The organism is Anaerorudis cellulosivorans, from assembly GCF_025943985.1.
GTDB classification, from domain to species: Bacteria; Bacteroidota; Bacteroidia; order Bacteroidales; family Dysgonomonadaceae; genus Anaerorudis; species Anaerorudis cellulosivorans.
In genome coordinates this window covers 78,868-92,140 of the sequence record NZ_JAPCWE010000007.1, presented here as the reverse complement: position 1 = coordinate 92,140, position 13,273 = coordinate 78,868, and the positions used below count along the sequence as shown (strand labels likewise).

11 protein-coding genes and 1 tRNA gene are annotated in these 13,273 nt (G+C 43.6%); 5 read left to right on the top strand and 7 right to left on the bottom strand.

Annotated features, from left to right (window positions below; genetic code table 11):
* Nucleotides 1-27: 27 nt before the first annotated feature.
* Genes nqrE through OLM34_RS05525 form a run of 5 tightly spaced genes read right to left on the bottom strand, consistent with a single transcriptional unit; the run spans nucleotide 28 to nucleotide 4,702 of the window.
* Nucleotides 28-642, bottom strand: a complete 615-nt coding sequence (gene nqrE, locus OLM34_RS05545) for an NADH:ubiquinone reductase (Na(+)-transporting) subunit E (protein WP_264405774.1) — start codon at nucleotides 640-642, stop codon at nucleotides 28-30.
* A 33-nt stretch (nucleotides 643-675) separates the two neighbouring features.
* Nucleotides 676-1,308 carry an NADH:ubiquinone reductase (Na(+)-transporting) subunit D gene (gene nqrD / locus OLM34_RS05540; protein ID WP_264405773.1) on the bottom strand — a complete coding sequence of 211 codons (633 nt, stop codon included), beginning with the start codon at nucleotides 1,306-1,308 and terminating at the stop codon, nucleotides 676-678.
* Between the two features lie 14 nt (nucleotides 1,309-1,322).
* A complete protein-coding gene (gene nqrC, locus OLM34_RS05535) occupies nucleotides 1,323-2,054 on the bottom strand; it encodes an NADH:ubiquinone reductase (Na(+)-transporting) subunit C (protein ID WP_264405772.1) in 732 nt (243 codons plus the stop codon).
* 16 nt (nucleotides 2,055-2,070) lie between these two features.
* The gene (locus tag OLM34_RS05530) at nucleotides 2,071-3,306 is read right to left on the bottom strand and encodes an NADH:ubiquinone reductase (Na(+)-transporting) subunit B (protein WP_264405771.1); all 1,236 of its coding nucleotides are present in this window, start codon (nucleotides 3,304-3,306) and stop codon (nucleotides 2,071-2,073) included.
* Between the two features lie 37 nt (nucleotides 3,307-3,343).
* On the bottom strand, nucleotides 3,344-4,702 hold the full coding sequence (locus tag OLM34_RS05525) for a Na(+)-translocating NADH-quinone reductase subunit A (protein ID WP_264405770.1): 1,359 nt from the start codon (nucleotides 4,700-4,702) through the stop codon (nucleotides 3,344-3,346).
* 269 nt (nucleotides 4,703-4,971) lie between these two features.
* Here OLM34_RS05525 and OLM34_RS05520 point away from each other — a divergent pair, with 269 nt between their 5' ends.
* Nucleotides 4,972-6,420 carry a glycoside hydrolase family 125 protein gene (locus OLM34_RS05520; RefSeq protein ID WP_264405769.1) on the top strand — a complete coding sequence of 483 codons (1,449 nt, stop codon included), beginning with the start codon at nucleotides 4,972-4,974 and terminating at the stop codon, nucleotides 6,418-6,420.
* 28 nt (nucleotides 6,421-6,448) lie between these two features.
* On the top strand, nucleotides 6,449-8,746 hold the full coding sequence (locus OLM34_RS05515) for a GH92 family glycosyl hydrolase (RefSeq protein ID WP_264405768.1): 2,298 nt from the start codon (nucleotides 6,449-6,451) through the stop codon (nucleotides 8,744-8,746).
* A 148-nt stretch (nucleotides 8,747-8,894) separates the two neighbouring features.
* Here the strand turns inward: OLM34_RS05515 and OLM34_RS05510 are convergent, their stop codons facing one another.
* Both OLM34_RS05510 and OLM34_RS05505 read right to left on the bottom strand, forming a co-directional pair.
* A complete protein-coding gene (locus OLM34_RS05510; RefSeq protein WP_264405767.1) occupies nucleotides 8,895-9,386 on the bottom strand; it encodes a septal ring lytic transglycosylase RlpA family protein in 492 nt (163 codons plus the stop codon).
* Nucleotides 9,387-9,647: 261 nt separating this feature from the next.
* Nucleotides 9,648-9,720, bottom strand: a tRNA-Met gene (locus tag OLM34_RS05505).
* 119 nt (nucleotides 9,721-9,839) lie between these two features.
* On the opposite strand from OLM34_RS05505, the gene OLM34_RS05500 reads away from it, so the two are divergent.
* From OLM34_RS05500 to OLM34_RS05490, 3 genes are all read left to right on the top strand, one after another.
* Nucleotides 9,840-10,604, top strand: a complete 765-nt coding sequence (locus OLM34_RS05500) for a polyprenol monophosphomannose synthase (RefSeq protein ID WP_264405766.1) — start codon at nucleotides 9,840-9,842, stop codon at nucleotides 10,602-10,604.
* The gene (locus OLM34_RS05495) at nucleotides 10,601-11,941 is read left to right on the top strand and encodes a dihydroorotase (protein WP_264405765.1); all 1,341 of its coding nucleotides are present in this window, start codon (nucleotides 10,601-10,603) and stop codon (nucleotides 11,939-11,941) included. Before OLM34_RS05500 ends, OLM34_RS05495 begins: the two co-directional genes overlap by 4 nt.
* Before the next feature lie 159 nt (nucleotides 11,942-12,100).
* Complete coding sequence (locus OLM34_RS05490) at nucleotides 12,101-13,183, top strand: glycosyltransferase family protein (protein WP_264405764.1); 1,083 nt, start codon at nucleotides 12,101-12,103, stop codon at nucleotides 13,181-13,183.
* Nucleotides 13,184-13,273: the final 90 nt, after the last annotated feature.

Sequence of the window (13,273 nt, the reverse complement as noted above, 5' to 3'; positions counted from 1 at the left end):
TTTGAAATTCTGTTTATATTTATACTGTCAAATATTGATTCCGGAAAAGCTCATGAAACCGATAGCCATCAGCGAGGTAAGAATGAACGTAATACCCAATCCCTTTAATGGTTTCGGCACATCGGAATATTCCAGCTTTTCCCGTATCGCAGCCATACCTACAATAGCCATCATCCAACCGATTCCCGATCCGAAAGCATAGGCAGTTGCCGTACCAATATTGGGAAATTCGCGTTGTTGCATAAACAATGAGCCGCCCAAAATGGCACAGTTAACGGCAATCAACGGTAAAAATATGCCTAGTGAATGGTAAAGTGAGGGAGAAAACCGCTCGATTACCATTTCGACCAACTGGGTAAACGAGGCGATAACAGCAATGAAAATGATCAAACTGAAAACGCTGAGATCCACCTCTGCAAATTCTTCACCGAGCCACGAAAGGGCTCCCGGTTTCAATATATAATTTTCAAGCAAATAATTTATCGGCAATGTCAGTACGAGAACAAAGGTGACTGCGATTCCCAATCCAACCGCTGTTTTTACGTTTTTCGATACTGCCAGAAACGAACACATACCCAAGAAGTATGCAAAAATCATGTTATCGACAAATATCGACTTTACAATCAGACTAATAGCATCCATATCGATAGATTAATTTTATGTGTTAGCAATTCATTAATTTGTTGTTTCCTGCAAGTCTTTATTTTTAGCCCGATGTATCCAGATAAGGCAGGCAATGAGAAGCAACGCCATAGGTGGAAGGATCATCAGTCCGTTATTCAGGTATCCGGCATCGTAAAACGATTGGGGGATTACTTTATACCCCATCAGTGTTCCCGAACCGAGTAATTCTCTGAAAAATCCCAATACGACCAGAATCCATCCGTATCCCAGACCGTTTCCGATTCCGTCGAGAAACGAAGCCCACGGTCCGTTGCCCAACGCAAATGCTTCGAGACGTCCCATCAGAATACAGTTGGTTACAATCAACCCCACGAAAACCGATAATTGTTTATTTACATCGTAAGCATATGCTTTGAGTATCTCGCTTACTATAGTTACCAACGAAGCCACAACCACCAGTTGCACGATGATGCGGATGCGGTTTGGAATGGTTTTGCGCAAAAGGGAAATAATTACGTTTCCGAAAGCCGTTACGATGGTTACGGCAATGGCCATTACGATTGCCGGTTCGAGTTTGGATGTAACGGCCAACGATGAACAAATTCCCAACACTTGAACAAGAATGGGGTTGTTTTTATTTAGCGGACCCAACAGAACCGCTTTTGTTTTACTAGATAATGCCATTTTCTTCCTGTTTTTTATTGTCCTTCGCTCTCATTTTTGTGAGCAGCATTCAACTTGAGTAAAAAGTTTTTGTATTCTCCAACGCTGTTCAGAAGCATCGCGTTTACCCCTTTACTGGTAATAGTGCCTCCTGAAATGCCATCGACGTAATCTTGTCCTTCAACTGTTTGTCCGGCTTTAACCACTGCGATGGATTTAAATTCACCGTCTTTTATCAGTTGCTTTCCCTGAAAGCGGTTTCGGAAAGGAGGTAGAGCGATTTCCGCACCTAAACCCGGGGTTTCTCCGGCGTGGCTGAAATCGGCGCCGTAAACCGTACTCCCATCTTCATTGATGGCCAAATATCCCCAAATAGGCCCCCACAATCCTTTACCGGCCATTGGGATGACATATTTTTTTGATCCGTCTATCTCAGCTTCAAAAACCGGAAGTCCTTTGCTTTTATCTTTTGCTATATCGATAGTAAAAGCAGGATCGGTTGTCTTTGTTCCTTCAGAACCTTCAATTTTAGAGCCGTCCGGTCTGATCAGATAGGCGTTTTTGATGATTTCGTTGTATTTTTCTTCGGCCTCTTTTGCATCGGCATCGATGCGCAACGAACGAAGGATCTGCTGCATTTTATCGATTTCGACATTTTTTGTCTGCTGTTTGCTCAACGATTGGTGGGTAAACGCCAATCCGATAGCAACGATAATCACCATTATTGAGGCATATAAGATGGTATATCCGTTATTTTCCGTATTCATATTCATCTGTTTTTATTTACTTCCTTTTGTTGTTTCCGACCCTTTTTAGCCGTTGTTTAACGTTGGCATCTATAACGTAGAAATCGATTAGCGGAGCAAAGGCATTCATCAACAATATGGCAAGCATCATTCCCTCGGGATATCCGGGGTTGAAAATGCGTATGGTTACTGCAATCAAACCGATAAGGAATCCATATATCCATTTACCTTTTTCCGTTCTTGCCGAAGTTACCGGATCGGTTGCCATGAAAACGGCACCAAAAGCAAATCCGCCCAAAAGAAAATGATAATAAGCCGGCATTTCCATTGTGGCATTCACGGCAAATAAATTGACCAGGGTAATGGTAAACAATCCGCCGAGGAATACGGAGAGCATGGTTTTCCAACTTCCCACTCCGGTGGAAATGAGCAGAATTGCACCCAACAAAATGGCGAAAGTGGAAACTTCACCTACCGATCCCGGGATGAATCCCCAGAACATATCGCTCAAGCTGAGCGGTTGTCCCGTTACGCCCGTAAACGAAAACGAAGCAAAATGTGGAGCATCGGTAGTAGCCAATTGGGTTAAAGGCGTTGCACCGGAGAAACCATCGACGGTTTTTGCAACCCCGTCCACCATTTCGGGATGCCCCATTCCAAGTGCACTTCCGGTGCGGACAAAAACCTTATCGCCCGACATTTTGGAAGGATAGGAGAAAAACAGGAAAGCACGCGCAATTAATGCAACGTTGAAGATGTTGTAACCCGTTCCTCCAAATACTTCTTTTGCAAAAATAACGGCAAAAGCAGTTGCCACGGCAACCATCCATAGCGGGGTGTCGATAGGGAGAATCATCGGAATAAGAATCCCGGTAACCAGAAACCCTTCGGCAATTTCTTCGCCTTTCATCTGAGCTACGGTAAACTCGATACCCAAACCAACTACATAGGAAATAACAATTTGAGGCAAAACTGCCAACAATCCGTAAAAGAAACGGGTCCAAAAGCCCACTTCCATCCCAATGGCCATATAATGTTGAAGCCCTACGTTGTACATGCCGAAAAGCAATGCAGGCATCAATGCGACCACTACAATACTCATTGTGCGTTTTGTGTCGCGAGAATCGTGAATATGCACACCCGATTTCGAAGTCGTATTCGGAACAAAGAGAAACGATTCGAATCCTTCATAAACGGAATGCAGCCAATGGTACTTTCCGCCTTCTTCGAAATTCGGTCTTATTTTATCGAAATAATTTCTTAACGCTTTCAATGTATTCTGTTTTTTAGTTGTTATACTACGTAAATAATCATTCCATTTCTTTATAAAGCATATCAAGTCCTGTACGGACAATCTTCTGAAGTTCCAATTTGGAGGTATCTACAAATTCGCACAGCGCAAAATCTTCGGGAGCTACTTCGTAAATACCCAAATTCTCCATTTTATCGATATTGAATGCAATGATGGCTTTGATCAACTGTTCGGGAAAAATATCCATCGGAAATACCTTATCGTATTCGTTCGACATGATAATCGCACGTTGGCCTCCCTTAATTCGGGCATCGAGCCGGTATTTCTTCCCGGGATTGCGTTTGAGATGAGGATACGTACAACCGGCACTGTATCGGTTGGGCGATAGCGATGCCCATCCCAGCGGTTCGAGTACTTCTTTTCCTTCGGGAATAACCGTAACCTGCGAATGGTATGCTCTGAGCACCCCATTTTCGTCGATTTTTGTTCCCGTGAGCGGGTTTCCGCTGATATACCGTAAGGTGATTCCTTCCGTGACGTTGTTCTTGAAAATAGGAGTCAGTTCTGTCCCGATGAGCATTTGGTAGTATCCGGTCTGTTTTACTTCGGAACCGGTAAGGGCAACGGTTCGCGTCAAATCAACCACACCTTTATTGAAGAGTCGACCGATGATTGCCACATCCAAGGCGTTCAACGTCCAAACCGTTTCTCCACGATTAACGGGTGACAGGTGGTTGATTTGTACTCCCACATTGCCGGCAGGATGAGGTCCATCAAACTCGTTGATAATCACATTTTTTGCATTACGCAGACCTTTATTTGTTGTCTTCGGACTGATGGAAAGATATACTTTCCCTGCCGTAAGCTTGGTCAACGCATCCAGTCCGGTTTGAAGATCGGCTTCCTGTCCTTCAAGAATGAAATCGTAAGAAGGAGCAAGCGGAGCTGTATCGAAGCCCGTGACGAAAATATCGCGCGGAGCTTTGTCGGGATTAGCGATCAGATCATACGGGCGTTGCTTGATCAGGAACCAAATGCCGGCATCCAGAATCGATTTTTTTACTTCGTCCGATGATAAGGAAGCAACGTCTTTCTTCCCAAAATCTTCATACTGAATTTCTTTATCCGCTTGTACGGTAAAATGGAGAATCCTGCGTTTTTCTCCTCGTTCGATGGCGGTAACCACCCCGCTTACAGGCGAAGCAAACAACATCTCGGGATGCCGCTTCTCGTAAAACAAGGCGGTCCCTGCTTTCACCCGATCATTCACTTTTACGGCAACTTTGGGGGTAATGCCGTGAAAATCTTCAGGACAGACTTTTACAAATTCACTCGTGACCCTACCACGAAACACTTCGTCGGGTTCTCCTAACAAAGGAATTTGCAAGCCTTTCTTAATTAGTATTCGATCAGCCATATATTAAAAATAAATAACCCTGTTATTTTTTTGATTAACCTATTACAAATCAATTAATTTATTAAAGACGAAGCTTTTTTCTGAACATAAATTTATTGATTGAAGCGCAAAGTTATACTTTTTTCTTACGACAAAGAAAAAAATAGCGAGGAATTACTGAAAAAAATCTTTATTTGTCATGTCTCCGTTTTTCCTTTTGTCGGATAGGGGTTTTTTGTATCTTAGCCGAAAAATTTATCCATTTTAATTTCATAAATTTAAAAAGATATATGACAACACGCAGGAATTTCCTCAAAAAGAGCGGAATAGGATTTGCCGCTTTGGCGGTGAAACCGGCTTGGGCAACGTCTTCTTTATTCGAAACCGCTCAGCAGCGAGTGTATTCATCGAAACGACCGGCTCCCGAAAAGCGTAAATTTACTTCCAAAGCAGTTGAAGAAACCATTGCAAGGGTAAAATCAAAAATTAATGATCCCAAATTGCGTTGGATGTTCGAAAACTGTTTTCCCAATACACTGGATACTACCGTAAATTTTGGAACGAAAAACGGAAAACCCGATACGTTTGTGATTACGGGCGATATCAACGCCATGTGGTTGCGCGATTCTTCGGCGCAGGTTTGGCCTTATCTTCCGCTAACGAAACAGGATAACCATCTTCGAGAGATGATTGCCGGTGTCATTAACCGGCAAACGCAATGCATTTTGATTGACCCTTATGCCAATGCCTTCAATTTCGAGCCCAAACCCGATGGGGAATGGATGAGCGATAAAACTGACATGAAACCCATGTTACACGAGCGCAAATGGGAGATCGATTCACTTTGCTACCCCATTCGTTTGGCATATAATTACTGGAAGACGACCGGCGATACATCGGTTTTCGATACCGATTGGAGAAAAGCAATGGCATTGGTTGTAAAGACATTTAAAGAGCAACAGCGTAAAAACGGGTTGGGACCTTATCGTTTTTTGCGAGTCACCGACCGCGCGCTCGATACGGTACCCAATGATGGCTATGGCCATCCGGTAAATCCTGTGGGGCTCATATTTTCTGCCTTTCGTCCTTCCGATGATGCTACCACATTCGGATTTCTTGTTCCTTCCAACATGTTTGCTGTAGTTTCGTTACGTCAATTGGCCGAAATATCGGAAAACGTAACCCGCAATCCTGCTTTCGCCGATGAATGTCGCGCATTGGCCGATGAAGTGGAGACGGCCATAAAAAAATATGCCGTCGTAGAACATCCCCGTTTCGGAAAAGTCTATGCTTTCGAGGTCGATGGTTTCGGGAATACGTATTTTATGGACGATGCCAATGTGCCGAGCCTGTTGGCAATGCCTTATCTGAACAGTATCGATAGAAACGATCCTGTTTATCAGCAGACCCGCCAACTGGTATTGAGCAGGAATAACCCGTATTTTTTTAAGGGGAAGGCTGCAGAAGGAATTGGTGGACCTCATATCGGATATGATATGATTTGGCCGATGAGCATCATTATGCGGGCCGAAACAAGCAACGATGACGAGGAAATTGCCTATTGCCTTAAAATGCTTCGCGATACGGATGCCGATACCGGATTTATGCACGAATCTTTTCATAAAGATAATCCTGCCAAATTCACCCGCAGTTGGTTTGCGTGGGCAAATACGCTGTTTGGCGAATTGATCGTGAAGTTGGAAAAAGAAGGAAAAATCGATTTGTTGAATTCGCTTTAATAATATTTCGCTTTAATAGAATAAGGTAATGAAGAGAACACTTTATTTTTTCTTGATATTCGTTTTCAATTGCAGTATTGCCGGAAATGCAGTTGCTCAAAAGAAAGTCGATCCGGTAGATTATGTGAATATTTTGGTAGGTACACAGTCCAAATTCGAATTATCCAATGGCAACACCTACCCCGCTGTTGCTCTTCCTTGGGGCATGAATTTCTGGACGCCCCAAACGGGTAAAATGGGTGACGGATGGCAATACCGTTACGATGCCGATAAAATTCGGGGGTTCAAGCAAACCCACCAACCCAGTCCGTGGATTAACGATTACGGCCAGTTTTCCATTATGCCGATGACCGGTAAACCGGAGTTCGATCAGGATAAACGCGCCAGCTGGTTTTCGCATAAGGCCGAGATTGCGAAACCGTATTATTACAGGGTGTATTTGGCCGACTACGATGTTACAACAGAAATAACGCCTTCCGACAGAGCGGCAATTTTTCGTTTCACGTTTCCCGAAACGGACAAGGCTTATGTGCTGATCGATGCTTTCGATAAGGGATCGGCCGTGGAAATATTGCCCGAAAAAAATGCCGTGATAGGCTATACTACACGCAATAGCGGAGGAGTTCCCGAGAATTTTAAAAATTATTTCGTTATCGTGTTCGATAAGCCGTTTGTGTATCAAAGTACGGTTAAAAACGGCGCAATTCAAGAAAATACCACAACATGTGAGGCTGATCATGCAGCGGCTTTTATTGGCTTTTCAACCAAAAAGCGCGGCGAAAAAGTAGTAGCCCGTGTGGCTTCTTCGTTTATCGGCTACGAGCAAGCTTGGCAGAATTTAAAAGAAGTATCGGGAAAAGATTTCGAAACGGTAAAGACAGAAGGAAGAAAAGCATGGAATGAGGTATTGGGCAAGATAGAGATCGAGGGCGGCAATCTCGATCAGAAACGTACGTTTTACTCGGCGCTGTATCGTTCCACTCTTTTTCCGCGAAAACTTTACGAAAAAGACGCAACGGGAAAAATTATCCATTACAGTCCGTATAATGGTCAGGTTCTTCCCGGCTACATGTACACCGATACCGGTTTTTGGGATACATTCCGTGCGTTGTTCCCCTTGTTGAATCTGGTCTATCCTTCGGTAAACAGGGAAATTCAGGAAGGATTGGCCAATACCTACAAAGAAAGTGGATTCCTTCCCGAATGGGCAAGTCCGGGTCATCGGGGATGTATGGTCGGGAATAACTCGGCTTCGGTGGTTGCCGATGCTTATCTGAAAGGACTTCGCGGATACGATATCGAAACGCTTTACGAAGCGGTTCTGCACGGCGCAAACAGTGTTCACCCTACGGTTTCTTCTACCGGACGTTTGGGTTACGAATTTTATAACCGATTGGGCTATGTACCGTATAATGTGGGTATCAACGAAAGTGCAGCCCGCACATTGGAGTATGCGTATGACGACTGGACGATCTATCAACTTGCCAAAGCATTGAATCGTCCTCAAAAAGAGATTGATCTTTACGCCAAACGTTGTCAAAACTACCGAAATCTGTACTCTCAGGAATACAAGCTCATGAGGGGTAGAAATGAAGACGGGACGTTTCAATCGCCTTTCAGTCCCTTCAAATGGGGAGATGCTTTCACCGAGGGCAACAGTTGGCATTATACGTGGTCGGTTTTTCACGATCCACAAGGGTTGATCGATTTGATGGGAGGAGCGAAGGAGTTCGTGACGATGCTGGATTCCGTATTTATCATGCCGCCCGTTTTCGATGCGAGTTATTATGGTGGTGTCATTCACGAAATTCGCGAAATGCAGGTCATGAACATGGGTCAGTATGCTCATGGCAATCAGCCTATTCAACACATGATTTATCTGTATGATTATGCCGGCGAGCCTTGGAAGACTCAATATTGGGTACGGGAAGTGATGGATCGGCTTTACACGCCTGCTCCCGATGGGTACTGCGGCGATGAGGATAATGGGCAAACCTCTGCATGGTATGTCTTTTCCGCAATGGGATTTTATCCCGTTTGTCCGGGAAGTAACGAGTATGTCATTGGTTCACCGTTGTTCAATAAAATAAACATTAAGCTGGAGAACGGAAATATCATTACCATTCATGCTGCAGATAATGAGGCATCGAAACGCTATATAACGGATATCAAGCTGAACGGAAAATCGTATTCAAAAAATTATTTTACGCATGAAGATCTGACCCGTGGAGCGCAAATTGAAATGACGATGTCCGACAAGCCCAATTACAAACGAGGCGTTCAACCCGCTGATTTTCCCTATTCCTTTTCGAATGAAAAGCGGTAATTTTCGATATATGCCGGATAAAAAAGAGGCTGCATCGATATAACAAATAAGCCGCTGAGAATTGAAGGGTTGAAATGGTTCTCCTTTTAAAAGGAGAACGAACACACAAAGAGGATGAAATCACCCGGTGATGCATCCTCTTTTTTAATTAATGGCGAACAGCAGAACGGTTTATTATTCGTGTTTTCGAATACGTGGCGATCAGTTTTTTAGAAATATCGATGGCCGTTTCGGCAGGTATAAAAAGTTTCTTTATATCGAAGGGTTGAAGTGGGGGAGAAGGAGTGAATTTCCATTCTTTTAACTCGATTTCCGCTATGCCTTGTCTTATGATGCCGAGTTGTCTTGCGGCTGCATAGGATAAATCGATCAACCGGTTTTTCCTGGAAGGCCCCCTGTCTGTAACTTTAACGACAACCATTTTGTCGTTCTCCGGATTTTTAACCATCAGTAAGGTGCCAAAGGGGTAGGTGCGGTGAGCACACGTCAAACTGTCGCTGTGATAAGGCTCGCCACAGGATGTTTTTCTTCCTTGCATTTTGTGTGAATAGAATGAAGCTTTACCTTTTTCCTGAGAGAAGATATGAAAAGATAACGAGCTTACAATACACACCATGAAAAAAGAAACTGTTTTTTTCATAGGCTGACGGTTTATATGTCAAGTTGCAAATTAACGCAATAATTTAAAAAGATGCAACGATTTGCCATAAAAAGAACGCAAAGTTGCTTTCTGGTTTCCCAAAGAGGTTCTCGGGGAAAAAATGGCTGCATCAGTAAAAAACAAGCCGCCGAGAATCCAATAGCTCAATAGCTCAATAGTTGAAATGGGTCTCCAATATCCGATAGAAGAACAAATAAAAAGAGGGTGAAATCACTGGGTGATACATCCTCTTTTCGATCGTTGCGGAGGTAAGACTCGAACTTACGACCTTTGGGTTATGAGCCCAACGAGCTGCCAACTGCTCCACTCCGCGATATTGTTTCTTAATAGTGTTGCAAAGATAGTATATTTTATCGTAATGTCAAAATAATTCTTTTTCTTTTCTTTTAATCCCGTTAAAAATTGTACTTTTGAAAGAAATTAATCCGTCTTATGTCCGACAGTATCGTAATTATACCTACCTATAACGAAAAAGAAAATATCGAAAGCATTATTCGGGCCGTCTTTGCGTTGGAAAAAGATTTCGATGTTCTTGTGGTGGATGATGCTTCACCCGATGGCACGGGTGCGATCGTTCGCCGGTTGATGGATGAGTTTCCCGACAGGCTTTTTATTGAAGAACGAGAAGGGAAGCTGGGTCTTGGTACAGCTTACATTCATGGATTTAAATGGGCATTGGATCGTTCATATGCCTATATATTCGAAATGGATGCCGATTTTTCCCACAACCCCCAAGATTTGCCCCGATTATATGAAGCATGCGCCGTTGAAGGGTATGATGTAGCCATCGGTTCGAGATACTGTACGGGAGTAAATGTGGTAAATTGGCCTATAGGACGGGTGTTGATGTCGTATTTCGCTTCGAAGTATGTGCGGATCGTTACCGGCATGGATATCAAAGATACGACTGCCGGATTTGTCTGTTACCGAAGAAAGGTATTGGAAACCATCGATTTGGATCGAATCAAATTCAAAGGGTATGCCTTTCAGATTGAAATGAAATATACGGCTCACGCCCTGAGATTTAAAATTAAAGAGATATCGATTATTTTTGTCAATCGCAGGTTAGGCGTATCGAAAATGAATTCCGGCATATTTGGTGAAGCATTCTTTGGCGTAATCGATTTACGATGGAGAAAGATGATAGGAAAAATAAAGCCGAAATTATCTATTAAAGAAGAACGAAAACAAAAATGATACTTATTCATCAAGCAACTCTTATCAACGAGGGGAAAACAATTGAAGGCTCTGTTCTTATCGAAGGCGAAAAAATAGCAAAGATTTTTTATGGCAAGGTGCCTGAAAATGTGTTGGCAACGTGTAGCGATGTCATTGAAGCGCAAGGGTTATATCTGATACCCGGCGTGATCGATGATCAGGTGCATTTTCGGGAGCCGGGGTTGACCCATAAAGGCGATATCGAAACAGAAAGCCGTGCTGCAGTGGCCGGAGGGGTCACTTCGTTTATGGATATGCCCAATACCATGCCGCAAACGATAACCCTGGCAGCTTTGGAAGATAAATTCGAGAGAGCTGCTCAAAAATCGATAGCCAACTATTCGTTTTACTTGGGCGCTACCAACGACAATATCGAGCAACTGAAGAAAGCCGATCCGAAAAAGGTGTGCGGCATAAAGGTTTTTATGGGAGCCTCTACGGGGAATATGTTGGTCGATAACCCTAAGTCGTTGCAGCGCATTTTTGCCGAAGTGGGTATGCTCATTGCCACGCATTGCGAAAAAGAGGAGATTATCCGGCAGAATGTGGAAATTTTCAAAAAACGTTTCGGAGAAGATATTCCGATAAAATACCATCCCTCGATTCGCAGTGAAGAAGCATGTTATCAATCGACGGCTCAAGCAGTGGAACTTGCCGGCAAATACGGGTCGAGGTTGCACGTGCTCCATCTTTCCACAGGAAAAGAATTAAGCCTGTTTGATGTGCGACCTCTCGAAGAGAAACGCATAACCGCCGAAGTGTGCGTGCATCACCTCTGGTTTTCCGACGAGGACTATGCGCGCTTAGGCAGCCGCATTAAGTGGAATCCGGCCATCAAAACGAGAGCGGATAGGGAAGCATTGCGTGAAGGACTCAAATCGGGTAAATTGGATATAGTGGCCACCGACCATGCGCCACACCTGCCGGCTGAAAAGGAAGGAGGATGTTTGCAAGCTGCTTCCGGTGGTCCCTTGATACAGCATTCGCTGCAAATGATGCTTGAGCTTGTCAACCAAGGTATTTATACCCCTGAATTTGTTGTCGAAAAAATGTGTCATGCTCCGGCAACGCTTTTTAAGATAAAGGACAGAGGGTATATCCGTGAGGGATATTTTGCCGATTTGGTATTGGTAAATCCCGGAAAATCGTATAAGGTAACTCCCTCTACTGTTTTATATAAATGCGGATGGTCGCCGTTGGAAGACGAAACATTTTCGCATACGATCGAAAAAACGTTTGTTAATGGTCGTCTTGTTTTTGATGGCGGTACTGTCAGCCGGGAAATAGCCGGTAAGCCTCTCGAATTCAATCGCTGATGGTCGTTCGCGTTTAAAATTAAGCAGAAACGGTATCTTTCATCATAATCCGCAGTATACTCCCCCTTTTGCGGCAAAGTTCAAAATTAAGCGGAAGTTGCCTTCTCATGCATTTTATGTCGCAGGGTTTTGTTATTTTTGTATTCAAATCCGGTTTTCATGAGATTTATTTTTACCATACAGGGCGAGGGGAGAGGGCATTTTACACAAGCCCTTTCATTGTCATCCATGTTGCGCAAACATGGTCATGAAGTGGTTGGCGTTTTGGTAGGAAAAAGCAAGTGGCGACAGATTCCCGAGTTTTTCAGCGAAAAAATCGATGCGCCTATTCATACCTTCGAGAGCCCCAACTTTACCACCTTTTACAAAAATAAGCGACCGATTATTGTTCTCAGTGTGGTCAGTAATTTTATGCGGCTTGTTTTTTTTCGTAAGAGTATCCTCTTTGTAAAAAATAAAATCGAAGAGTACAAACCCGATATCGTGATTAATTTTTACGAATTGATTACCGGTATGACATTTGGTATTCATCATCTCGATAAAAAACTCGGCGTGAAACTGATATGCATTGCTCATCAGTATGTTTTACTCAATCCGCATTACAAAACCACTCCCGAGCAAGATGTGAAATACGAATTATTGCGCCTGTTGTCAAAAGCATCTTGTCAGCGTGCGTCTAAGATATTGGCTTTATCGTTTCGCGATATGCCTGCTTGTGAATCATGTCGCCTTGTAACCGTTCCTCCCTTGCTGCGGCAGGAAGTATTTCAAATTCAGCCTACTCCGGGAAATTATATCCATGGTTATCTGCTGAATGTCGGCTATTTCGACGAAATTTTGGAATGGCATAACAAAAATCCACAGGTACCCTTGCGTTTTTTCTGGGATAAAAAAGATGCGGAAGAAGTGACCATAATAGACGAAAATCTGGTGATGTATCGTTTAAATGACGCGCTTTTTCTCCGGAGTCTGGCCGGTTGTATGGCTTATGCCTCTACGGCCGGATTCGAGTCGATTTGCGAAGCATTGTATTATCGCAAACCTACGTTGATGATTCCGGTACACATCGAACAGGAATTCAACGCTTACGATGCCGGTTTGTCGGGTGCGGGCATCAGCAGTAAAAAATTCGAGTTGAATAAATTGCTCGATTTTATTCCGTATTATCGCCCCGACGAACATTTCCGGGATTGGGTGCATCAGGCAGAAGATATATTTATCCGGGAAATTTGCGGAGAATGAGGCCGAATAATGCCGGACAGGAAATTCCACGGCTGTTCCTACGGAAATTCGATGTGAGGCTCGCTCAAAACTGCCGATGAGGCAACCCCC